The 23,093-nt window shown below is 71.6% G+C and carries 22 protein-coding genes; 13 read left to right on the forward strand and 9 right to left on the reverse strand.

The features are described from left to right. Positions 1-265 precede the first annotated feature (265 nt). Entirely contained in the window at positions 266-2,737 is a 2,472-nt protein-coding gene (locus tag ACH4K4_RS22285; protein ID WP_398169616.1) for a [protein-PII] uridylyltransferase, read from the forward strand. A 321-nt stretch (positions 2,738-3,058) separates the two neighbouring features. After that, positions 3,059-4,618: a signal recognition particle protein gene (gene ffh / locus ACH4K4_RS22290; protein WP_398169437.1), complete on the forward strand. Its 1,560-nt coding sequence runs from the start codon at positions 3,059-3,061 to the stop codon at positions 4,616-4,618. Positions 4,619-4,743: 125 nt separating this feature from the next. On the opposite strand, the gene ACH4K4_RS22295 is transcribed toward ffh, so the two are convergent. From ACH4K4_RS22295 to ACH4K4_RS22335, 9 genes are all read right to left on the reverse strand, one after another. Further along, the gene (locus ACH4K4_RS22295; protein WP_398169438.1) at positions 4,744-5,994 is read right to left on the reverse strand and encodes a phosphopentomutase; all 1,251 of its coding nucleotides are present in this window, start codon (positions 5,992-5,994) and stop codon (positions 4,744-4,746) included. Beyond that, a complete protein-coding gene (locus tag ACH4K4_RS22300; protein ID WP_398169440.1) occupies positions 5,991-7,178 on the reverse strand; it encodes an alanine racemase in 1,188 nt (395 codons plus the stop codon). The genes ACH4K4_RS22295 and ACH4K4_RS22300 overlap by 4 nt, the downstream gene beginning before the upstream one ends. A 5-nt stretch (positions 7,179-7,183) precedes the next feature. Next, positions 7,184-8,389 carry an aminotransferase class V-fold PLP-dependent enzyme gene (locus ACH4K4_RS22305; protein WP_398169442.1) on the reverse strand — a complete coding sequence of 402 codons (1,206 nt, stop codon included), beginning with the start codon at positions 8,387-8,389 and terminating at the stop codon, positions 7,184-7,186. After that, positions 8,386-9,366 carry a phosphotriesterase gene (locus tag ACH4K4_RS22310; RefSeq protein WP_398169444.1) on the reverse strand — a complete coding sequence of 327 codons (981 nt, stop codon included), beginning with the start codon at positions 9,364-9,366 and terminating at the stop codon, positions 8,386-8,388. The genes ACH4K4_RS22305 and ACH4K4_RS22310 overlap by 4 nt, the downstream gene beginning before the upstream one ends. 35 nt (positions 9,367-9,401) lie before the next feature. Then, complete coding sequence (locus tag ACH4K4_RS22315; protein ID WP_398169446.1) at positions 9,402-10,763, reverse strand: YhfT family protein; 1,362 nt, start codon at positions 10,761-10,763, stop codon at positions 9,402-9,404. Positions 10,764-10,853: 90 nt separating this feature from the next. Continuing rightward, a complete protein-coding gene (locus tag ACH4K4_RS22320) occupies positions 10,854-11,210 on the reverse strand; it encodes a DUF2620 domain-containing protein (RefSeq protein ID WP_398169447.1) in 357 nt (118 codons plus the stop codon). After that, the gene (locus tag ACH4K4_RS22325; RefSeq protein WP_398030468.1) at positions 11,207-11,578 is read right to left on the reverse strand and encodes a PRD domain-containing protein; all 372 of its coding nucleotides are present in this window, start codon (positions 11,576-11,578) and stop codon (positions 11,207-11,209) included. The genes ACH4K4_RS22320 and ACH4K4_RS22325 overlap by 4 nt, the downstream gene beginning before the upstream one ends. 136 nt (positions 11,579-11,714) lie before the next feature. Next, the gene (gene yhfZ / locus ACH4K4_RS22330; protein ID WP_398169449.1) at positions 11,715-12,662 is read right to left on the reverse strand and encodes a GntR family transcriptional regulator YhfZ; all 948 of its coding nucleotides are present in this window, start codon (positions 12,660-12,662) and stop codon (positions 11,715-11,717) included. Positions 12,663-12,923: 261 nt separating this feature from the next. After that, positions 12,924-13,799 carry a methyltransferase domain-containing protein gene (locus ACH4K4_RS22335; RefSeq protein WP_398169451.1) on the reverse strand — a complete coding sequence of 292 codons (876 nt, stop codon included), beginning with the start codon at positions 13,797-13,799 and terminating at the stop codon, positions 12,924-12,926. A gap of 219 nt (positions 13,800-14,018) precedes the next feature. Here ACH4K4_RS22335 and proS point away from each other — a divergent pair, with 219 nt between their 5' ends. The 11 genes from proS to lepB (ACH4K4_RS22390) all read left to right on the forward strand — a co-directional run bounded on the left by proS (position 14,019) and on the right by lepB (ACH4K4_RS22390) (position 23,080). After that, entirely contained in the window at positions 14,019-15,428 is a 1,410-nt protein-coding gene (gene proS / locus ACH4K4_RS22340) for a proline--tRNA ligase (RefSeq protein ID WP_398169452.1), read from the forward strand. Positions 15,429-15,676: 248 nt separating this feature from the next. Further along, the gene (locus ACH4K4_RS22345; RefSeq protein ID WP_003980231.1) at positions 15,677-16,267 is read left to right on the forward strand and encodes a hypothetical protein; all 591 of its coding nucleotides are present in this window, start codon (positions 15,677-15,679) and stop codon (positions 16,265-16,267) included. 155 nt (positions 16,268-16,422) lie between these two features. Next, a complete protein-coding gene (gene rpsP, locus ACH4K4_RS22350) occupies positions 16,423-16,863 on the forward strand; it encodes a 30S ribosomal protein S16 (protein WP_360131156.1) in 441 nt (146 codons plus the stop codon). 2 nt (positions 16,864-16,865) lie between these two features. Further along, positions 16,866-17,105, forward strand: coding sequence for an RNA-binding protein (locus ACH4K4_RS22355; RefSeq protein ID WP_003980229.1), 240 nt, complete (start codon positions 16,866-16,868; stop codon positions 17,103-17,105). Between the two features lie 195 nt (positions 17,106-17,300). Next, positions 17,301-17,855 (forward strand): ribosome maturation factor RimM, encoded by a 555-nt coding sequence (rimM, locus tag ACH4K4_RS22360; protein ID WP_360131152.1) that lies wholly within the window; start codon positions 17,301-17,303, stop codon positions 17,853-17,855. Further along, on the forward strand, positions 17,855-18,664 hold the full coding sequence (gene trmD / locus ACH4K4_RS22365) for a tRNA (guanosine(37)-N1)-methyltransferase TrmD (protein ID WP_398169453.1): 810 nt from the start codon (positions 17,855-17,857) through the stop codon (positions 18,662-18,664). The genes rimM and trmD overlap by 1 nt, the downstream gene beginning before the upstream one ends. 131 nt (positions 18,665-18,795) lie before the next feature. Continuing rightward, positions 18,796-19,143 (forward strand): 50S ribosomal protein L19, encoded by a 348-nt coding sequence (rplS, locus tag ACH4K4_RS22370; RefSeq protein WP_031007308.1) that lies wholly within the window; start codon positions 18,796-18,798, stop codon positions 19,141-19,143. 45 nt (positions 19,144-19,188) lie between these two features. Continuing rightward, on the forward strand, positions 19,189-20,097 hold the full coding sequence (gene lepB, locus ACH4K4_RS22375; protein ID WP_398169454.1) for a signal peptidase I: 909 nt from the start codon (positions 19,189-19,191) through the stop codon (positions 20,095-20,097). After that, positions 20,090-21,223: a signal peptidase I gene (gene lepB / locus ACH4K4_RS22380; RefSeq protein ID WP_398169456.1), complete on the forward strand. Its 1,134-nt coding sequence runs from the start codon at positions 20,090-20,092 to the stop codon at positions 21,221-21,223. The genes lepB (ACH4K4_RS22375) and lepB (ACH4K4_RS22380) overlap by 8 nt, the downstream gene beginning before the upstream one ends. Further along, the gene (gene lepB, locus ACH4K4_RS22385; protein WP_398169618.1) at positions 21,165-22,151 is read left to right on the forward strand and encodes a signal peptidase I; all 987 of its coding nucleotides are present in this window, start codon (positions 21,165-21,167) and stop codon (positions 22,149-22,151) included. Before lepB (ACH4K4_RS22380) ends, lepB (ACH4K4_RS22385) begins: the two co-directional genes overlap by 59 nt. Positions 22,152-22,342: 191 nt before the next feature. Then, complete coding sequence (gene lepB / locus ACH4K4_RS22390; RefSeq protein ID WP_398169458.1) at positions 22,343-23,080, forward strand: signal peptidase I; 738 nt, start codon at positions 22,343-22,345, stop codon at positions 23,078-23,080. The last annotated feature ends 13 nt before the right edge of the window (positions 23,081-23,093 follow it).

The following is a 23,093-nucleotide window of genomic DNA, read 5'->3' on the forward strand; positions in this document are numbered from 1 at the left end:
GCGCGGGGCTTGGGGCGGGTGTGCGGCTCCGTACGCAGGGGGCCTGACGGGGCCGGGATCTGGGGGCCGACGTGACCAAGGAGCGCCTGAGGTGACCGAGAGCGTGAAAAAGCCGGAAGAGGACGACGCCTCGGCGGCGGCCGGGGCAGGCGCGGCCGCGATCCGGGCGGCGGCGGACGCGGCCGGTACCCGTACGGGAACGCCGGACGCCCCGGAGGAACCGCCCCACCCTTCCGCCGCCGAACGCGACTACGCCGCCGACCGGCTGCGCCTCCTGCAATCCGCCGGTCAGGACGGGTCCACCCGCCGGGCCGCCCTCGCCGGGCTCACCGACGACTGGCTGGCCGGCCTCTTCGGACGCGCGACCGGCGGCACCGGCTCCGGCACCGCGCTCGTCGCCGTCGGCGGCTACGGCCGCGGCGAACTCTCCCCCCGCAGCGACCTGGACCTGTTCCTGCTCCACGACGGCAAGGCCGGCGCCCGCACGGTGGCCACGCTCGCCGACCAGCTCTGGTACCCGGTCTGGGACCTCGGCCTCGCCCTGGACCACTCGGTGCGTACGCCCGCCGAGGCCCGCAAGGCATCCCGGGAGGACCTCAAGGTCCAACTGGGGTTGCTGGACGCCCGCCACCTGGCCGGTGACCCGGAACTCACGGCCGCCCTGCGCGGCACCGCCCTCGCCGACTGGCGCGAACAGGCGCCGAAGCGCCTGCCCGAGCTGCGCGAGATCGGTCGCGAACGGGCAACGCGCCAGGGGGAGTTGCAGTACCTGCTGGAGCCCGACCTGAAGGAGGCGAGGGGCGGGCTGCGGGACGCCACCGCGCTGCGGGCCGTGGCCGCGTCCTGGCTGGCCGACGCGCCACGCGAGGGCCTGGAGGCGGCCCGCACCCGCCTGCTGGACGTACGGGACGCCCTGCACCTGGCCACCGGCCGCGCCACCGACCGGCTCGCCCTCCAGGAACAGGACCAGGTGGCCGAAGCGCTCGGCGTACTGGACGCGGACGTCTTGCTGCGCCAGGTCTACGAATCCGCGCGCACCATCTCGTACGCGAGCGACGTCACCTGGCGCGAGGTGGGGCGGGTGCTGCGCTCCCGTTCCGTACGGCCGGTGCTGCGGGGGATGTGGAGAGGGCGCTCGGCCGGCGGCGGCCCCGGCCGGGGAGAACGGTCGCCGCTCGCCGAAGGCGTGGTCGAACTGGACGGCGAAGTCGTACTGGCCAGGACGGCACGCCCGGAACACGACCCGGTGCTCCCGCTGCGCGCCGCTGCCGCCGCCGCACAGGCCGGGCTGCCGCTGTCCCTGCACGCCGTGCGCCGGCTGCGGGCGGCCGCCACCGCCCGGCCGCTGCCCGTCCCGTGGCCGGCCGAGGCGCGCGAACAACTGGTCACGCTGCTCGGCGCGGGCGCGCAGACCGTACCGGTGTGGGAGGCGTTGGAGGCGGAGGGGATCGTCACCTGGCTGCTGCCCGACTGGGAGCGGGTGCGCTGCCGTCCGCAGCGCAACGCCGTGCACCGCTGGACCGTGGACCGGCACCTGGTCGAGACGGCCGTCCGCGCCTCGGCGCTCACCCGCCGGGTACACCGCCCCGACCTGCTGCTGGTCGCGGCCCTGCTGCACGACATCGGCAAGGGCTGGCCCGGCGACCACTCGGTCTCCGGGGAGACCATCGCCCGGGACATGGCGTCGCGGATCGGCTTCGACGCCCGGGACGTGGCGGTGGTCGCCACGCTCGTACGGCACCATCTGCTGCTCATCGAGACGGCCACCCGCCGGGACCTCGGCGACCCGGCGACGGTCGACGCGGTCGCGGACGTCGTGGGAGGCACCGGCACTCTGGAACTGCTGCACGCCCTCACCGAGGCCGACGCGCTGGCGACCGGGCCCGCCGCGTGGAGCGCATGGCGTGGTTCGCTCGTCGCCGACCTGGTGAAACGCGTCACCGCACGGTTGGCGGGCGAGGCCGTACCCGAGGGGCGCCCGGCAAACGAGCCGACCGCCGAGCAAGAACGCCTGGCCGTCGAGGCGAGCCGCACCGGTGGCCCGGTGCTGGCCCTGCACGCGCGGACGGAGGGCCACGGCGAAGCGGAGCCTGCCGCCGGGACAGCCGGTACGGGGACGGGTGCCCGGACCGGAGCGGGGGCGGCGGCCCCGGAGGGCGGGCCGGAGCAGGAACCGGTGGGCGTCGAACTGCTGATGGCCGTACCGGAGCAGCCCGGTGTGCTGCCCGCCGCGGCGGGCGTCCTCGCCATGCACCGCCTCACCGTCCGCGCCGCCGACCTGCGCAGCGTGGACCCCATCGGCGAGGGCCCCGTGCTGCTGCTGAGCTGGCGGGTGGCCGCCGAGTACGGCTCGCTCCCGCAGGCCGTACGGCTCCGGGCCGATCTCGTACGGGCGCTGGACGGCTCGCTGGACGTGCCGGCACGGCTGGCGGAGCGCGAGCAGGCGTACGCACGCCGCTCGCGCGGGGTGCAGGCACCGCCGCCCCGGGTGACTGTCGCTCCCGGAAGTTCGCAGGTGGCGACCGTGATCGAGGTGCGCGCGCAGGACGCGCAAGGGCTGCTGCACCGGATCGGCCGCGCTCTGGAGGCGGCCCGGGTCACCGTCCGCAGCGCGCACGTGAGCACGCTGGGAGCGAACGCGGTGGATGCGTTCTACGTCACGGACGAGAAGGGGGAGCCGCTGCCGGAGGCGGTGGCCGTGGACGTGGCGCGCGTGGTGGAAAGCGCATTGAAGTAGCCGCGGCCATCCGGTCCGCGACGGCGGTTTGCTTCGCGATGGCGGCCCCGCCCGCGGTGGCAGCGGTGGCAGCGGTGGCGCGGGGAGCGGTGGTGGTCCGTGTCGCGGTGGTGGTACGGGGCGCCTGGCCGCCCCCTCGCCGTGAGACGGTGGGGGAGACGTACGGAGAGGGCATCCGAGCTGGTCCCACAGTGCGCCCGCAGTCGCGCGGAGCCCCGTCCTGGAGCCCTTCCCCGGCAGGCAGGGGCGCGTTGCTTGCACGGGCGGATACCCTAGAAGCCGACGTAAGCCTGCCCCCGACCCCGAGGATCGACGACCGCCGTGTTCGATACGCTTTCCGACCGCTTGGCGAGTACTTTCAAAAACCTCCGGGGCAAAGGCCGCTTGAGCGAGGCGGACATCGACGCCACGGCGCGCGAGATCCGGATCGCCCTGCTGGAGGCCGACGTCGCGCTGCCCGTCGTCCGGGCCTTCATCAAGCAGGTCAAGGAGCGGGCGACCGGTGCCGAGGTCTCCCAGGCGCTCAACCCCGCCCAGCAGGTCATCAAGATCGTCAACGAGGAGCTCGTCGGCATCCTCGGTGGCGAGACCCGCCGCCTGCGCTTCGCCAAGAACCCGCCGACCGTCATCATGCTGGCCGGTCTGCAGGGTGCCGGTAAGACGACCCTCGCGGGAAAGCTCGGCAACTGGCTCAAGCAGCAGGGCCACGCGCCGCTGCTGGTCGCCTGTGACCTCCAGCGCCCCAACGCCGTCAATCAGCTCTCGGTCGTCGCCGAGCGCGCCGACGTCGCCATCTTCGCGCCGGAGCCGGGCAACGGTGTCGGTGACCCGGTCAAGGTCGCTCAGGACTCGATCGAGTTCGCCCGCGCGAAGCAGCACGACGTGGTCATCGTCGACACCGCGGGCCGCCTCGGCATCGACCAGGAACTGATGCAGCAGGCCGCGGACATCCGCGACGCGGTCAGGCCGGACGAGGTCCTCTTCGTCGTCGACGCGATGATCGGCCAGGACGCGGTCAACACCGCCGAGGCGTTCCGCGACGGCGTCGGCTTCGACGGCGTGGTGCTCTCCAAGCTGGACGGCGACGCCCGCGGTGGCGCCGCGCTCTCCATCGCGCACGTCACCGGCAAGCAGATCATGTTCGCCTCCAACGGCGAGAAGCTGGACGACTTCGATGCGTTCCACCCGGACCGCATGGCGTCCCGCATCCTGGGCATGGGCGACATGCTCACGCTGATCGAGAAGGCCGAGCAGACCTTCAGCCAGCAAGAGGCCGAGAAGATGGCCTCCAAGCTGGCGAGCAGCAAGGGCAAGGACTTCACGCTCGACGACTTCCTGGCCCAGATGGAGCAGGTCCGCAAGATGGGCTCCATCTCCAAGCTGCTCGGCATGCTGCCCGGCATGGGGCAGATGAAGGAGCAGATCAACAACCTGGACGAGCGCGAGGTCGACCGCACGGCCGCGATCATCAAGTCGATGACGCCGGCCGAGCGCCAGGAGCCGACGATCATCAACGGCTCGCGCCGTGCCCGTATCGCCAAGGGCTCCGGCGTCGACGTCAGCGCGGTCAAGAACCTGGTCGAGCGCTTCTTCGACGCACGCAAGATGATGTCGAAGATGGCCCAGGGCGGCGGCATGCCGGGGATGCCCGGCATGCCTGGAATGCCGGGCATGGGTGGTGCCGGCGCCAAGAAGAAGAAGCAGCAGAAGCAGGCCAAGGGCAAGCGCAAGAGCGGCAACCCCATGAAGCGGAAGGCCGAGGAAGAGGCCGCAGCCGCCCGCCGCGAGGCCGCACAGTCCGGCAACCCGCTGGGCCTGCCGCAGGGCGACGACGCGAAGAATTTTGAACTCCCCGACGAGTTCAAGAAGTTCATGGGCTAGCCCCATCCCGGGCTTCCGGTCGGCCCGCGCCGCACCGGAAGCCGCCCCCGGTGCCCAAACGCACCGTCGAGCCCCTGGCCGGAGCCCCGGTCGGGGGCTCCTCCATGTGGTCGTCCCGCATGTGGTCATCGCGCCACCTCCGTTGATCGGGCCACCGGCCGCAACAGCGGGGTCCCGTTCGCGAGCGCGGCGGCGCGCAGCCCGAGCGCGACCGCCGCCGTGGCTCCGACGTCCGCCAGGGTCCGGGCCGGCGGCAGGTGGGCAAGACCGGTGGCCTCCGCCCGGTGAATCAGTACGGGTACGTACTCGCGCGTGTGCCGGGCGTGGCCGACGGCCGGATCGTTGCCGTGGTCGCCGGTGACGATCAGGCGGTCGCCGGGGGAGGAGAGATACGGCAGCAGCGCGTCCAGCCCCGAGTCGGTCTCCCGGAGGACCGCGGCGTACCGCACGGAGTCCTGTTGGTGCCCCGCAAGGTCGGTCTCCTGGACGTTGCTGACGATCAGCGCGGTCTCCGGGGCCCGCCGGACGGCTTCGCGGGTGAGCGCGAGGACCTCGGCGGTGTCGACGGCGGGACGACTGAGCGCCGCGCCGCAGGACAGCACGTCGGCGGCCTTGCCCACGAGGGTGACGGGAACGCCCGCGCCGGCCGCCAGCTCCGGCAGCCGGCGGGCCCGGTCCAGCGGCGCGCCGAGGTGCTGCACCTCCAGGCCGCCGTTCCGGTAGAAGCCGCTCGCGGGGGTGTCCAGGCCGACCGTCCCGAGGTCGCCGTCCCTGACGAAGGCGCCCAGCGGAGCGTCGGCGTGACCCCCGACGGCGATCACCCGGGCGACCGGGGCGACCGACCGCACCGCGCGGGCGACGGCAAGGATTTCCGCGAACGGGACGTCCTCCAAGCGGCCGGAGACGTTCCAGTTGACCCCCGGGTCCGCTTCCAGGTTGTCGTGGACGAGGACCCGCCCGTCCACCACCAGCACAGGCCGCCCGTCGAGGAGGGCGGTACGGTGCCCGTCTGCCCGGAGGGCCGCGGCGACCTCGTCGAGATGCCCGGCGATCCTGGCCACGGTCACCTGGCTGCAGTCGGCGCCCATCATGGTCTGATGCCCGGCGTACGTATCGGCGCCCGGATAGCCGGGAGCGGCGCGGCCGACGGCCGCAGGGAGGGCCGCGGCCCGTGCGAGGTCCCCGTGCGGGTGGACGAGTCCCAGGCCGAGGGCCTCCAGGGTGGGCAACGGGAGGCGGTGGCCGGTGCTCGCGCGGTGCGCGTCGAGGAGATGGCCGAGGGTGTCGGCGGTGGCGTCCGCGGAGCGCGGCGCACCCGCGTCGGGCATCGCACCGACGCCGAAGCCGTCGATGACGAGGATGACGACCCGGCTCATGGCGCACCTGCGCTTTCCCTGCCCGGGGCCTTGGGAAGCGGGCGGCCGAGCGCGTCGTACCGGCCGGTCAGCCGCGGGGATCCGGAGGAGAGGCCGGAGACGACGGCGACCTGGCTGCGGGTGACGAAGATCTGCGTACGGAACGCGAGGAGGGCGGTGTCGCCGGGCCTGGCGTCGCCAGGGGCCAGCAGACGGTAGTAGTCGATGTACTCGGCCGGCGCCTCCAGGACGGGGAGCCGTGCGCCGGTACGGGGAATCAGCGCCGACGCGGCCCGGGCCCGGGGGTAGAAGCCGCCGCCGTGAAGAGCGGGACGGCCGTCGGCGAGGGTGTGCGCGACCTCGGTGACGTAGACGTAAGCGGGCCACTCCGGCTGCTCCGGACCGGCCGCGTGCAGGGGCGTGGTGCCGGTGAGGGCGTGGCCGGGCTCGCCGTGCGTGGCGCCCAGCTCGGCGAGCATCGGAAGGGTGGCCGCGCACGTGACCCCCGGGGCGCTCAGCTTCAGATCCCGGTGCCCGCGGGAGGCCAGCAACGCGCGGGCCTCACGGACGAGTTCGAAAGTCGCCGTGGGGTACGGCCGCCCGGACCCGGGGTCGCACCGGACACAAGGGAACGCGGTGACCCCGGCGATACGGATGCCGGGCAGATGCTCCGCCTCCCTCACGAACCCCGCCAGGCCGTCGAGCGGCACGCCACCCTCTTGCCCTGGATGGACCGCGCCGGGCGCGCCCTCGATCCGTACCAACACGTCCTGTGCGCGTCCCAGCCGGCGTGCGGCGTCCGAGACGGCGCGGGCGTTGGCCAGGTCGAAGACCGTGACCGCCTCGGGACCCCAGGTGAGAACCTCGGGCAGGGCGCGATGCGGAACCTGTACCAGGTGGCCCACATTGCCGACCTGCGCACCGGCCTCGTGCAGGGTGCGGGCCTCGGACGCGTCTATGGCGGCGAACCGGGGAAGATGCCGCGCGACGGCCCGGACCAGCTCGGGATTACGGCCGACCTGCTTGACCACGCACCAGAGCCCGAGGCCCGACCGGTCCGCCTCTCTTGCCAGCAACGCGGCATTGGCCTCGACGGCATCGAGGTCCAGCACATACGTGTCCGGCGGCACGGCACCGGTACGGTGCAGCTCGGCGGCACAGTCGGCCAGCCGCGGGTTACGGGCGAGCACGGTGTCGAGGAACATGACGCTCAGCCCCCTGCCGCGTGGTCGTACAGGCCGGGTGACGGGTGCGGGGCGCGCGCGGGGCCCGCGCCGGAGGGGGCCCGAAACCCGGAGCCGCCGGTGGCGGGCACATCGCGCAGGTCACGCAGCGCACGGCCGAGGATGCCGATCACCAGGTCCGCACCCGCCCGCATCGGATTGACCCGCACGGTCCAGTCGGCCAGCTCCGGCGCGTCCTCCAGGACGGAGCCCGACATCCGGTAGACGAGTGGGGTGATCTCGTAGCGGGAGTTGGAGCCGACGGGGTACGGGGCGGCGCCGTACCTGGCCGCGGCGGCCGGCAGCGCGCGGGCCACGGGCCGGTCCAGCCGTAGCAGCAAGCACCGGTCCTGGGCGTTGGCGACGCGTACTTCGGCGATCCCGGGCACTTCTCCCGCCGCCAGCCGCTCGGCGGCCTCGGTAGTGACCCGGGACTGCACCGCCCACATCACCGGTACGTGACTGAGCGCCCGCAGCGCGTCCAGTGCCTGGTGTCCCTGCACTTGGCCACCACCGGAGTAGTTGTCCTCGTGTACGCGATCCACCAGGTCCCGCGCACCGACGACAGCGCCCACGCCCTCCGGCCCGTGCAGTTTGAACAGGGAGAAGCAGGAGGCGTCGGCACCCAGTTCCACTCCGCACGCCGGGACGCGCAGCACCGCGTAGTTGTCGTCCACGACGGTGCGCACGCGCGCGGCCCGGCAGGCGGCGAGCACGTCGCCCGGGTCGTAGGAGTCCGCGGCCCGCTGCCTGGTGTGCTGGACATACGCCCACCGGAACCGGCCGGAGGACAGCGCGCGGTCCAGCGCGGCGCGGTCGTTGAAGTCCGCCTCGACGATCTCGACGCCCAGCCCGCGCAAGGTGACACCGGTGGTGCGGTAGACCGGCGCGCGGTGGACGAGGAGCGGGGCACCCGCCGCGAGTACGGCACCGAGCGCGGCCCGGATGGCGCCGGTGCCGGCGCCCTGCACGAGCGCCGCGGCCTGGGCCCCGAAGAAGTCCGCCAGGACGGCCTCGACCCGCGCGGTGGTACGAGGGCGGCCCGAGCCCGGCAGCACCCCGGCATCGGTCCCGAAGAGCTGTTGCCCCTCGAAATGCCGGGCAGCGCACTCCATCAGCCGGAACTGGTTCGCCACCGCGTCCTCCAGCGCGACGGTCGGCAACGGGTACGTCTTGGGCAACCGTGTGCTCATGCCGGCACCCGCCGCCCCGTGCGGTCACCCGATGCGAGCCGGGCCGTCTCGTCCCTGCCGGTGAGGAACCGCAGCGGGTTGCGGCGGGTCAGCAGATCGATCAGGTCCTCGTCGGCTCCGGCGGCCCGCAGCTTCGGCAGAAACGCCCGGAACAGGTGTCCGTACCCGTGACCGCCCTCGTCGGTCAGGTAGCCGTGCCGCGAGATGTCGCAGCTGAGCAGCACGCGGTCGGCATGCCCGGCGTCCAGCAGCGCGAGCAGCAACCGAAGCCGGGCCGCGTCACTCTGGTAGCTCTCCTTGCCGACGGTGTCGAAGGCGACATACGCACCTGCCGCCGCCAGCTTCCGGTGCACCGCGGGATCGTCGAGCAGATCCTGGTGCCCGATGCTGATCCGGTGCGGCGGCGCACCCGCCGCCGTGAGCAGATCCAGTTGGGCGAGACCGCCGCGCCCCAGTTGCGCGTGGGTGGCCAACGACAGCCCGGTCGCGACGGCGGCATGCGCGGCCGCCGTGAGTGTGCGGGCCTCCGCCTCACTCGGCGCGTTCCCGTGGCTGCCGACTTCTCCGATGACGCCGGGGCGGACGCGGTCGGCACCCAGCCCGTTCTCGATCTCTTCGACGAGGGCGCCCGCCAGGTCACCGACGCAGGCGCCGGCCACCTCCGGCGGATGGAACACTTCGTGGTACCAGCCGGTGCCCGCGACGACCGCGACGCCCGACTCCCGGGAGACGCGTGCCAGAGCGGCCGGGTCCCGGCCCATGCCCCGGCAGGTCAGCTCGACGACCAGCGACAGCCCGAACCGCTGCCGGAGAAGCGCCAACTCCCTGGTCACCGACGGGGCGTGCCGGGCCTCCAGCGAGGCACCGCGGTCGGTGGGGCGAGTGAGGTCGAGGGCAAGGTGCTCATGGGCGAGCACGGGTCCCCGGACGGAGGACACGGGCAGCGGCCCGGTGACGGTCTGCAGCGGACGATGCATGACGTGCTGCCTTCCCGGCGTACCGACACGCCTGGTCAGGAGGGGATCGGGGTGAAGAGGCCCAGCCAGTACAAGAGGTTCAGGACGATGCCGCAGACGACGACCGCGGCCGGAGCGGCGGCCATCCGGACGACCACCCGCCCTGTTGCCTCGTTGAGCAGGTAGAGGCCGCCGGCTATGAGGATCCCGAGCCCGCCGCCCATGGCGTCGGCAGCCATCAACGAGCCGAAGACGATGGCCAGTTGCAGCGTGTCGCCGATGGCGCCGCGCACATACTCCGATGAGTCGCGCACCGAAGGCAGCCTCCCCAGCACCCTCCCGATCCAGCTCAGCGCCAGCACCTCCGCGGCGAAGACCAGCGCGCCGCAGACCACCGCCAGCCAGGGGCTCGGCAGCAGATAGCCGACGGGGTAGACGAGCGTGAAGCCGACGATGCCGTACGCACCGGAAGCCAGCGCGGTGGTGGCGATCAGCGGAATGAACCCGAAGGCTCGGTAGAAGTCGACCTGCGCCGCTTCCGTGTACTGCCCCTTGGCGATCAGAAAGCTGGTCGCCTCACCGCCGCCGAACACATGCAGCTGGGACAAGAGGCAGACACCCGCGCCCAGCACCATGAACAGAGGCAGATGCCGGCGCAGCCGGGCCGCGCTGGCGCCGAACAGCGACGCCATCGGATCTTCCTCCCCCGGACCACCGGGGATGTCCGCGGCCCCGCCCTTCGTCTCCGCAGCGGCCCGCTCCGCTCTGCGTCGCCGTACGTCCTTGGCCACCGCGAAGCCGATGAGCAGCAACACGCCGACCGCCATGGCCGGTGCCCCCGCGAACACACCGGGCCACAGCTCCATCGTCAGCACGACGAGCACCAGCTCCACCACGCCCGCCAGAGCACCGAGCAGCTTCCCGAACTGCTTGGTGATCGCCAGCACCGGGAACAGCGTGAAGAGGAAGAGAATCGGCGTCGCCATCTGCTGCATGGCCGTCAGGAAGTCGACCGGAAGGTCGTGCGCGAGGTCGTTGGCGCCGTTCAGACCGAACACGATCACCGCGCCCCACGCGCCGCCGAGCAGCGGCGCGAGCCATTTCCTCGGCGCGAGCAGGCCCAGGACGTCGGTGGGCAGGAACACCAGCCACGGGTTGAGCACTCCGGAGGAAAGCGCCATCGGCGCGCCCAGCCCGAAGACGAACCCGGCGGAGAGCCCGAAGGACACCGCCGTGGTGGCGCTCCGCGTCGTACGCCCCTGGATGAAGTCGAGCATGAAGGGCCGCACGCCGTCGTTGAAGACGGCCAGCGCCAGGTGCGAGAGGAAGGCGGTCAGCGCGCACAGGGCCACGACGGTCAGTTTCTGCGCGAGCGGGAAGTCGAGACCGGTGCTCGCGGAGAGGACGGTGCTGCTCACGGGTTCACTCCTTTGTGCCCTGGCACGTCATCTGGGCGTACGGCCCGCCGGGGCCGAGGCTGTCCCGGCCCGGGGAAGGCTCTGGACTGTTCAGGCGCGGGCGGCGATGGCTTCCGCGAGCGCGGGCGTTATCGCCTCGATCTGGTCGACGGCGAAACCGAACACCTTCTTGCCCTGGTCCAGCAGGGCGTCGATCTCACCCTCCGACGGGACCGAGCGGCCGAAGGTGTGGCAGGCGGTGGTACCCATGAGCCCCACCAGGACGCCCAGCGACGCCCCGGCCCCGGTCTGGCAGGTGCCCAGGAAGTAGTCGGCCCGGCCGGCCCGCAACTGCGTCGCCGCGTCCATGTCGTTGGTGACCACGACCTCGACACCGTCCAGCGCCAGTCGCTCCACGATGTTCGCGACCTCCGCCTTGCCGAGACCGCCGGTGAGGATCCTCGTCATGGTGTGTCCCTTCGCAGTACGGCGAAATGCATCGCCAGGAAGCCGATCTCGGATTCGGGGAGCGGGGAGCCGAGGGCACGCTCGGCCCGCAGGGAGACGGTGCGGGCCCGCCGGACGGCCTCCGGATGGTCCGCCAGCTCCGCGGCCACCTCGGCGTCGGTGCGGAACTGCTCCACCGGTTCACCGTCCTGCAACCGGGTCAGCGCCATCAGCAGGTGGCTGGTGAGCATGCCCGCCGAGTCCTCGGTGACGGCACACCCCTCGGCGGCCAGTGCGTCCAGCTCGGCCCGGACGAAAGCGGCGGTCTCGGGCCGCACGCGACCGCTCTCGACGAAGAGCCGGATGCGCTGTGCCAGCAGGGCTTCCATAGGCCTTCCTCCCCTAAGGCAATAAGCAGGATTTTGGTTTTGGGTGTGCGGGACCAACCCCCACGGCGGTTGGCGTGAACCGGACGGTGCTGCCGGCGGAGATGCTCGCGCCCCCGGGGGGCCACGCTCGTCCTCCTCAGTACGAAGGCGTGCGCTCCCCTCGCAGCACCTCGTCCTGCAGGCTGGTGACGGCCTTCAGATCGAGCGCCCCGCTCACCGCCGCCAGCGCCTCGCTGCCCTCGCTGCGCGCTATCAGCGCCGCGCTGGAATTGCGCAACGAAAGATCGCGGGTGATCTCGTCGCCGAGCGGCAGGACGTCCACCTCTCCACCGAGCTGCCCCTGCACCTCGTCGAGGTTCCAGACGGTCGCGTCGGCGCGGTCGTGCGTGAACAGGTCGTAGAGCTGCATGTACGAGCTCTCCAGCCAGGTCACGTCCCGGCGGTCGCCGAAAGCCCTCTCGGCGAGGGCGCGTTGGTCTTCCGAGGCGTGGTCCACGGCGACCCGCAAGCCCTCCGTGTCGAGCTTCACGCCATGCCGTAGCAGCAGCCCGTGGGCCCCCACATAGGTGGCCGGTCCCAGATCCGCGATCAGATCGACCGGGTGCTGCTCCATCAACTGGTCCGCGGCGAAGCGGGACAGCACCGCAAGATCGACCTTCCCGTCCAGTAGCGCGGAGACGCGGGCGGCCGCGCCGCGCATGAAAGTGATCGCGAAAGGCGCGCCGGCTTCCTCGAAAGCGGCCCGCAGGCCGGTGGCCAGGCCCTCGTACCTGCGCGAGTAGGGCAGTGGCATCGCGGCGAGGACGGTGCCCAGGCCGGCCAGGCGCCACAGCACGGCGCGGTCGGCGCGTACGAGGAAGGTGCCGAGGTGGCCGCGGGCCACGGTCTCTATCGCGCCCGATTCCTCCAAGAGCTGGAGCGCCGCCTGCACTGTCCCGTTGCCGACCCCCAGCTCGGCGGCGAGGTCGCGCACCCGGGGGAGCCGTGCGGCCTCGCCTTCGGTGGGCCGGTTGATCAACAGGGCCGAGAGTCGTCGGGCGGCGTGCCCGTTGCGGGTCAGGAACCGTTCGTCGATGCCGTTCATGGAATTGACAGTAAACAGAATTCTGGATATTGGCTATACCGCGTGCGGGTGAACGGACGGGATGCGGGCGGTGACGCTTCCGGACCCCGGCAAAGGGGCGCGGAAGACCGGCACTGGCGCCCGGGCAACCACGGTGCCTCCCGCGCCGCGCCCCGTCTAACGGCGTAAGAATGGATGCGGAGCGCGGCGCGGGCAGTGTTCGGCAGGCGGGCGGGCAACGACGGGTTCGCTGAGGTCAGAACATCGAGGACTGCGCAAAAATCACGTACGGGCGATCAGATAACGGAACACGTTCGCCATCCACACCGTGCCGTCCGGGAGCTGGTGCGGATGGAGCGCCTCGCCCAGTTCCTTTTCCACCTGCGCCTGGTCGGTGACTTCCAACGCCGCGTCGAACAGGCCCGTGGACAGCAGCCCCCGCACCGCGCTCGGCAAATCCCCGTAGCCGAACGGGCACGCCACCCGCCCCGACCCGTCGGGCCGCAGGCCCGCACGGTCGGCCAGGTCCTCAAGGTCGTCACGGCCGCTGGGCCGCCAGCCGCCCGCCGTGCGCAGCGGGTCCGCCAGCCGCTGGGCCACCCGCAGGACACCGGCCGTGGCGCACCGCTCCACCGGGCCCCAGCCGCCCAGCACGACAGGGCTGCCGCGCTCCGCGAGCCCGGCGGCCGTCACCAGCGAAGCCGTCAGCCCCTCGATGCTGCTGACGCAGCCCACCGGGTGAAAGGCCGTCACCAGGTTGAACGCGGAGCCGCCGGGGTCGGCCGCCCGCTCGGGGCCGCCGCACGCCAGCAAGGTGGCACGGTCCGCGCCACCCCGGCCCTCCCGCGCCGCGTCGGGCGTCAGCCGCTCACGCGCCAGATTCAGCCGTTTCTCGTCCGCGTCCACACCGCAGACCTGCGCACCGCGGGCAGCGGCGATCAGCAGCGCGAGCCCGGAACCGCAGCCCAGCCCCAGCAGCCTGGTGTGCGGGCCGACAGTCAGGCGGTCGTAGACGGCCTCGTACAGCGGCACCAGCATCCGCTCCTGGATCTCGGCCCAGTCACGGGCGCGCTCGCAGAAGTCGGCCGGTGCGGACGAGCCGTACGATCCGGGTGAGCCGGACTGCCGGAGGTGATGCCGTACGAGCGTGGGTGTCATCGAAAGCGCCCCAATCCGCCGAGAACCCGAAGCTGTTCCGTGTCGATCGCCCCCGTGTCCCGCCCCTGTGTTCGCGTCGTGCGCCCCCGCATTCCAGACAACTCCCCATCCGGGTCGGAGTCCAGGGGTGCGCCGGGGTTGTCTCCCGCGCGCCCCTCAGTGCGCCGGGGTGCAATTCCGTTTGCCGACGCCGGGGGCCGCGCCCGTACCATGCGCGCCATGGCGATGCCCCCCGTTCTCACACCCCAGGCGGACGACTTTCCCCGCTGGTACCAGGACCTGGTCGGCAAGGCAGAGCTGGCCGACAACGGGCCGGTGCGCGGCACCATGGTCATCCGACCGTACGGGTACGGGCTCTGGGAGCGGATGCAGCAGGAGCTGGACGCGCGCATCAAGGAAGCCGGTGCCCAGAACGCGTATTTCCCGCTCCTGATCCCGCAGTCGTACCTGACCAGGGAGGCCGAGCACGTCGAGGGCTTCGCGCCCGAACTGGCTGTGGTCACCCATGGCGGCGGCAAGGAGCTGGAGGAGCCGGCCGTCATCAGGCCCACCTCCGAGACCATCGTCAACGAGTACTTCTCCAAGTGGGTGCAGAGCTACCGCGACCTCCCCCTGCTCATCAACCAGTGGGCGAACGCCGTCCGTTGGGAGATGCGGCCGCGGGCCTTCCTCCGTACGACGGAGTTCCTCTGGCAGGAAGGCCACACCGCGCACGCCACCTATGAGGAGGCGCGCGACTACGCCGTCCGCATCCACCGCGACGTCTACGCCGACTTCATGGTCAACGTCCTCGCCATCGACGTCGTGGCCGGCCGCAAGACCCCGGTGGAACGGTTCGCCGGTGCGGTCAACACCCTCACCCTCGAAGCGATGACGGGTGACGGCAAGGCTCTCCAGATGGGCACCAGCCACGAACTCGGCCAGAACTTCGCGCGCGCCTTCGACACGCGGTACCTCTCCAAGGAAGGCAAGCAGAAACTGGTCTGGCAGACCTCCTGGGGCAGCTCCACCCGCATGATCGGCGCGCTGGCCATGTCGCACGGCGACGACCACGGCCTGCGCGTCCCGCCGCGGCTGGCCCCGGTCCAGGCCGTGGTCGTGGCGGTCAAGGGGGACGACGCCGTATCGGCCGAAGCCCGGCGGATCGGCGACACACTGAAGGCGGCGGGCGTACGGGTCCAGGTCGACGACCGTACGGACACCCCGTTCGGGCGCCGTGCGGTGGACTGGGAACTGAAGGGCGTGCCGCTCCGCGTCGAGGTCGGCCCGCGCGACCTGGAGAACGGCACCGCGATGCTGGTCCGCCGCATCCCCGGAGGCAAGGAGCCGGTCCGGCTCGACGCGCTCGCCGCCCTTCTCCCCGCGGTCCTGGACCAGGCGCTGCTTCTGCGGCAGTCCCGCGAACGCCGGCAGTCGTGCACCACCGACGTGACGACCGCAGAGGAGGCCGTCGAGGCGGCGGCCGCGGGCGGTTGGGCCCGTATCCCGTGGGCGGTGCTCGGCGCGGAGGGAGAGGCCCGGCTTGCCGAGCAGGCCGTGACCGTACGGTGTCTGGTGGGCGAGGACGGGTCGGTGCCCGACGCCGACGACGCCCCCGGTAGCATCGCCGTCGTCGCGCGCGCCTACTGAGTCCCACCGGGCTCCCCAGGCGTCACGCCGCGGCCCACGGGCATCGGATGCCCCGGCGCGTACACAACTCTTACGCGCCGGGGCGTACGCGCGGGTACGCCCCGGCTTGCCACCTGTCGCGCGCCTTCTCCGCAGTTCTGCGCACACGCCGTCCTCGGAACCGATGACCAGAAACTGACCGGTACGTGCAAATTATTTGAGATGCCCCGTAATCGGAACACTGGACGGGCCCGGCTCGTTGTCACGACGTGAGCACGACACCGCCTGTTCTCGCCGCCGAACTGGCGCTCGCGTGGGCCGACATTCAACGGCACCACCCCGAGCTGCCGGACCTGGCCGCGCCCGAGTCCCTGATCGGAGAATCCTCGTCCGCCTGTGGCGCCGAGCTCTCCTTCGAACGGCTGCTGCACGAGGCAGTCCACGGCATCGCCGCCGCCCGCGGCGTCCGCGACACCTCACGCGCCGGCCGCTACCACAACCGTCGATTCCTCGCGATCGCCGAGGAGTTGGGCCTCGACCACGTCGACGAGCCGCACCCGAGCAGCGGCTTCTCGCTGGTGACGCTCAACCCCGAGGCCCGGAGGCGATACCGCCCCACCATCGAGCGGCTCGCCAGAGCCCTGAAGGCGCACTCCGCCGCGACCACGGCCGACAGCGCCCGCAGCTTCCGCGGCCCGGCCGCGCGGCACGGCTCGTCCGGTGGCGGCGTGCGTGTCAAGGCTGTATGTGATTGCGGAAGAAATGTCCGGGTTGTTCCGTCCGTGCTGGCTCAGGCGCCCATCGTCTGCGGCGGCTGCGGCAAACCGTTCCGTATTCCCGAGGTGGCCGCGGTCGGCTGACCTGGAGGGGTGTGGCACAATGGCTAGCTGTACTCGACAGCCGCACAGGACCCCTCTCTCCTCCGGCTGACGCGTCCATCGGGCACCCGAGTACCGCAACCCCACGTGGCATCCCGTTGTGCCCAACCACGTCAAGACCAGGAGACACCACTCCCGTGGCAGTCAAGATCAAGCTGAAGCGTCTGGGTAAGATCCGCGCGCCTCACTACCGCATCATCGTCGCCGACTCCCGTACCCGCCGTGACGGCCGGGCCATCGAGGAGATCGGTCTGTACCACCCGGTGCAGAACCCCTCGCGCATCGAGGTCGACTCCGAGCGTGTCCAGTACTGGCTGGGTGTCGGCGCGCAGCCGACCGAGCCCGTCATGGCCATCCTCAAGGTCACCGGCGACTGGCAGAAGTTCAAGGGCCTGCCCGCCCCGGCGCCGATGAAGGTCGCCGAGCCGAAGGCCGACAAGCGCGCCCTGTTCGAGGCCCTGGCCAAGGACGCCGGCGACGAGCCGAAGGGTGAGGCGATCACCCCGAAGGCGAAGAAGGCTGACAAGAAGGCGGACGAGGCCGAGGCCGAGTCCACCTCCGAGTCGACCGAGTCCTGATCATGCTCGAGGAGGCCCTCGAGCACCTCGTAAAGGGCATCGTCGACAACCCCGACGACGTGCAGGTCGCCTCGCGCACCCTGCGCCGCGGGCGCGTTCTGGAGGTCCGGGTCCACCCCGACGACCTCGGAAAGGTGATCGGCCGCAACGGCCGCACCGCGCGTGCCCTGCGGACGGTCGTAGGCGCCATCGGCGGCCGTGGCATCCGGGTCGACCTCGTCGACGTGGACCAGGTCCGCTGAGCAGAAACGGGGCACCGGGGTACTCCCGGACCAGGTAGTACCGGCACGGGCCGGGGAGGGCTACGGCTCACCCCGGCCCGTTGTCGTAGGCATCTGCGACGATGCAGGCATGACCGTAATCACCGATTGACGAATCACGAGGCGAGGACCGCCACCGCGCGAGCGGCGGGCGGCCGGCCGCGAAGAGGGGCCACTGTGCAGCTGGTAGTCGCGCGGATCGGCCGCGCCCACGGCATCAAGGGCGAGGTCACCGTCGAGGTGCGTACCGACGAGCCGGAGCTGCGGCTCGCGCCCGGCGCCGTACTCGCCACGGACCCGCCCGCCACCGGCCCGCTGACCATCGAGACCGGCCGGGTGCACAGCGGGCGCCTGCTGCTGCGCTTCGAGGGCGTGCGGGACCGTACGGGCGCCGAGGCCCTGCGCAACACGCTGCTGATCGCGGAGGTGGACCCCGAAGAGGTCCCCGAGGACCCCGAGGAGTTCTACGACCACCAGCTCGTCGACCTCGACGTGGTGACCACCGACGGCACGGAGGTCGGGCGCATCGCCGAGATCTCCCACCTGCCCTACCAGGACCTGCTGATCGTCCGGCGCCCGGACGGTGGCGAAATCATGATCCCCTTCGTCTCCGAGATCGTGCCGGAGATCGACCTGGCGGAGCAGAAGGCGGTCATCGACCCCCCGCCGGGCCTGCTCGACGACAGCCAGGCCGAGGTGGCCTCGGCCCGCGACGCCGGCGAGGACGCGTAATGCGTCTCGACGTCGTCACGATCTTCCCCGAGTACCTGGAACCGCTGAACGTCTCCCTGGTGGGCAAGGCGCGCGCCCGCGGCCAGCTGGACGTCCGCATCCACGACCTGCGGGAATGGACCCACGACAAGCACAACACCGTCGACGACACCCCGTACGGCGGCGGCCCCGGCATGGTCATGAAGCCCGAGCCGTGGGGCGAGGCGCTGGACTCGGTCATCGACTCCCAGGAGGGCGACCCGGTCATCGTCGTCCCCACACCGAGCGGCAAACCCTTCACGCAGCAGCTCGCCGTCGAGCTCTCGGAGAAGCCCTGGCTGGTCTTCACCCCCGCCCGCTACGAGGGCATCGACCGCCGCGTCATCGAGGAGTACGGCGACCGCGTGGACGTACGCGAGGTCTCCATCGGCGACTACGTCCTGGCCGGCGGCGAGGCCCCCGTCCTGGTCATGGTCGAGGCCATCGCCCGGCTGCTGCCCGGCGTCCTGGGCAACTCCGCCTCCCACCAGGACGACTCCTTCGCGCCCGGCGCGATGGCGGACCTCCTGGAAGGGCCCGTCTACACCAAGCCTCCGGAGTGGCGCGGCCGCGGCATCCCCGAGGTGCTGCTCAGCGGACACCACGGAAAGATCGCCCGCTGGCGCCGCGACGAGGCGTTCCGCCGTACGGACCGCAACCGCCCCGACCTCATCGAGCGCGCCGACCCGGCCGCCTTCGACAAGAAGGACCGCGAGACCCTCTCGATCCTCGGCTGGGCGCCGGGAACGCACGGCCGATTTGGGCGTACGCGTCACGACGTGGAAGAATAGGCCGCTGCTGTGTGCGTCCGGCGCGCGCCCCTGCCACAGGGGGAACGACGCCCGCCCGACGGAACGGCAACCTCATCGATATTTCCAGTTCCGTTGATGACCTGTGGCATCAACGAAGAAAGCAGTAGGTCATGAACCTTCTCGACTCCGTCGACTCCGCGTCGCTGCGCAGCGACATCCCGGCCTTCCGCCCGGGTGACACCGTCAACGTCCACGTGCGCGTCATCGAGGGCAACCGCTCCCGTGTGCAGCAGTTCAAGGGCGTCGTCATCCGCCGCCAGGGCGCCGGCGTGCGCGAGACCTTCACGGTCCGCAAGGTCAGCTTCTCCGTCGGCGTCGAGCGCACCTTCCCCGTGCACACCCCGATCGTCGAGAAGATCGAGCTGGTGACCCGCGGTGACGTGCGTCGCGCCAAGCTGTACTACCTCCGTGAGCTCCGCGGCAAGGCCGCGAAGATCAAGGAGAAGCGCGACAACTGAACAGACGTCCGGCGTCCTGGACCGGCCGGATAGGCTCAGGGTCCGATGGACACCGACGCACAGCTTTCGGAGCGCGACCGCTCTCCCGCCCCCGACCAGGGGCCGGAGCAGGGGTCGCGCTCCGCGCGTTTTTCCGCGCACGCTTCCCGGGCACGGCAGCGCCGGCAGAAGGACCGGCCGGAGGACGAGCGGGTGGAGCCCCGGGAACAGGCCGAGGAGCCCTCGAAGCAGGCGCGGCGGCAACGAGCCCCTCTCCGGTGGCTCGCGTCCCGGCTGGGATCGGGCCTGGCCGCCCTGTGGCGCCGCCCGGTACTGCTGCTCGCCCTGTGTGTGACCTTCGTCCTGCTGCTCAGCGCCTTCGTCGTGCAGCCCTTCCTGATCCCCAGCTCCTCCATGGAGAACACGCTGCGGATCGGCGACCGGGTGCTGGTCAACAAGCTGGCGTACCGCTTCGGCGGTGAGCCGCGCAGAGGCGATGTGATCGTCTTCGACGGCACCGGTTCGTTCCTGCAGAGCGAACCGGAGGAGAACCCGGTGACGGGTCTGGTACGGGGTGCGGGCGCGGCGCTGGGCCTGGCGCAGCCCGCCGACACGGACTACATCAAGCGCGTGATCGGCGTCGGCGGGGACCGGGTGACCTGCTGCGACAAACGGGGGCGGATCAAGGTGAACGGCGAACCGGTGGACGAGGGATACCTGTATCCGGGGGACGCGCCGTCCTCCGACCCGTTCGACATCGTGGTGCCCGAGGGAAAGCTGTGGGTCATGGGAGACCACCGCGACAGATCACGGGACTCACGGGACCACCTCGGCGAACCGGGCGGCGGCACCGTCCCGGTCGGCAAGGTGATCGGCCGCGCCGACTGGATCGCCTGGCCGGTGGGCCACTGGACGGCCGTGGACCGCCCACGCTCCTTCGACGCCATACCGGGCCCGGCCGGCAGCCATGGGTAACCGGGGGCGGCCCAGGCACGGGCACCAGGAGGCCGCGCACGCGGGCGAGACGGACGCGGAGGCCTCGTACGGGGAGTACGGGGGCGGTTCCCACGGCAACGGAGGGTTCGGGGGCGGCCCGTACGGCGCCGGGACCGGCGGGGAAGCGGGCGTCGTCACTCGTACGACCAGGCCGGGACGGGCCACCGGGGGCCGGGCCGAGCGGCGGCGTCAGGCACGCCGCATCAAGCGCCGCAGGCGCCGCTCCTACCTCAAGGAAATACCGATCCTCATCGGTGTGGCCCTGGCCATCGCGCTGGTGCTCAAGACCTTCCTCGTGCAGGCGTTCGTGATCCCCTCCGGCTCCATGGAGCAGACGATCCAAATCGGCGACCGCGTACTGGTCGACAAGCTCACCCCCTGGTTCGGCTCGGAACCCGAGCGCGGCGACGTGGTCGTCTTCAAGGACCCCGGGGGCTGGCTCAAGGGCGAGCAGGTCAAGGCCGCCGACGACCCGGTAGGGGTCAAGCAGGCCAAGGAATTCATGACGTTCATCGGGCTGCTTCCTTCGGCCGACGAGCAGGACCTGATCAAGCGCGTCGTGGGCGTCGGCGGCGACACCGTCAAGTGCTGCGACAAGCAGGGCCGCGTCACGGTCAACGGCACAGCCCTGGACGAGCCGTACATACATCCGGGCAATCCGCCCTCACAGTTCGCGTTCGAGGTCAAGGTTCCCGTCGGGCGGATCTTCGTGATGGGCGACCACCGCTCCAATTCGGCGGACTCGCGGTATCACCTGGACGAGCCGTACCGTGGGACGATCTCGGTGGACAGCGTCGTCGGCCGGGCCGTGGTCATCGGGTGGCCGGTGGGGCACTGGCGCCGTCTGGCGGAGCCCGACACCTACGCGAGCGTGCGCGACGCGCCGGGTGCGAGGGCGACGGCGGGGCAGGCGCCGCATAGTGTGTCCTCCGACGGTTTGTCCGTACTCCCGACCCCTGCGGAACTCCCGCTCGTTATGGGAGTGGTGGGCCTGCCCCGACTGTCGGGTGGGCGGTGGCGAGGAGCAAGGAGTGGATGTGGGGGACTTGGCGGTCGGCGCGCGGTCCGGTACCGAAGAGCCCGAAGAGCCTGCGGGAAACGGTGAGTCCTCACAGCCCGCGGCGTCCGGAGGACCGGCACGGCCGGCGGACGCGGGACAGCCGGCGGGCTCCGGGCAGCCGGCGGGCCCCGGAGTGCCGATGGACAAGGAACAGCCGGCGGACGAGGAGGAGAGCGGCAGCGTGAAGAAGGGCAAGAAGCCGCGTGCCTTCTGGAAAGAGCTGCCGATCCTCATCGGGATCGCGCTGGTCCTGGCGCTGATCATCAAGACCTTCCTGGTCCAGGCGTTCTCCATCCCGTCCGACTCGATGCAGGACACCCTGCAGCGCGGGGACCGGGTGCTGGTGGACAAGCTGACCCCGTGGTTCGGCTCCGAGCCGGAGCGCGGCGAGGTCGTCGTCTTCCACGACCCGGGCGGCTGGCTGAACGAGGTGCCGACCCCCGAGCCCAACGCGATCCAGCAGGTCCTCAGCTTCATCGGCCTGATGCCGTCGTCCGAGGAGAAGGACCTGATCAAGCGGGTCATCGCGGTCGGTGGCGACACCGTGGAGTGCCACGGCAACGGGCCGGTCATGGTCAACGGCACGGCGCTGAAGGAGGACTCGTACCTCTTCCCCGGCAACACGCCCTGCGGTGACAAGGAGATCGACAAGCTCACGGTGCCCAAGGGCAGCATCTGGGTCATGGGCGACCACCGCCAGGACTCCCTGGACTCGCGCTATCACACCAACCTCAAGGGCAACGGCACGGTCGAGGTGAAGCAGGTCGTGGGCCGCGCGTTCACCATCGCCTGGCCGATCAACCGCTGGTCGTGGCTCTCGGTGCCGGACACGTTCGACCAGCCCGCGCTGAACACGGCGGCGGCTGCGGCGCCGGCGGCGATGGGCCTCGCGGGCGCGGTGCCGATCGTGCTCTGGCGCCGCCGGAAGCGGGCCGCACAAGCGGCGCGTCCGGTGGGACAGGCCTCGGACTGAGCGCTATCCCGGCCGCATACGAGGAACGCGGCCAGGTGAAGGCCGGCAGGACCGGAACACCCGTTGTGCACATGCTGCATGCCGGGTGTTCCGTCGTTCCGGCTCACGGTGCTGACTGGGGAACGTACCCCCGGGTAGGGTGCCGTCCCAACTCTTCGACGCGGGCCGTGCTCGCGGGGCGGGAGCGCGGGATGAGCAGCAGCAAGGAACGTACGAGCGGCGGCCGCGGCCGGACGACGGGCAGTGTGCTGTCCGGTCTGGTCGTGGCCGTCGGCTGCGTGCTGTTCCTGGGCGGCTTCGTATGGGGAGCGCTGCTCTACCGCCCCTATACGGTGCCGACCGACTCGATGGCCCCGACGATCGGAGTGGGCGACCGGGTGCTGGCCGAGCAGGTGGACGGCGCGGAGATCCGGCGCGGTGACGTCGTGGTGTTCCGCGACTCGGTGTGGGGCAACGTGCCGATGGTCAAGCGGGTCGTCGGGGTGGGCGGCGACACGGTCGCCTGCTGTAGCAAGGACGGCCGGCTGACGCTCAACGGAAAGCCCGTTGAAGAACCGTATCTTCAGGCCGCGGGCCCGGCCTCGCCGACCGGCTTCAGCTCGAAGGTCCCGGCGGGCCGGCTCTTCCTGCTCGGCGACCACCGCAACGACTCCCTGGACTCGCGCACCCACCTCAAGGACGGCGACCACGGTGCCGTGCCACGGAGCGCGGTGGACGCGCGGGTGGACGCCAGGGCGTGGCCGCTCGGCAGCATGGGGATGGTGGAACGGCCGGCGGGCTTCGCGGCGATGCCCGGCGGCACCTCGCAGCCGGGCCCGGTGCGGACCATCGTCATCGCGGTCGTCGTCGGCGCGGTGATGATCCTTGGCGGCGCGGCGTACGGGCCTTTGGCGCGACGTATGGGACGCAAGGGGCGCGAGAGTGGCTGAGAAAAATGAAGTG

Origin of the sequence: Streptomyces sp. NPDC017529, from assembly GCF_044329785.1 — a bacterium.
Classification (GTDB): Bacteria; Actinomycetota; Actinomycetes; order Streptomycetales; family Streptomycetaceae; genus Streptomyces.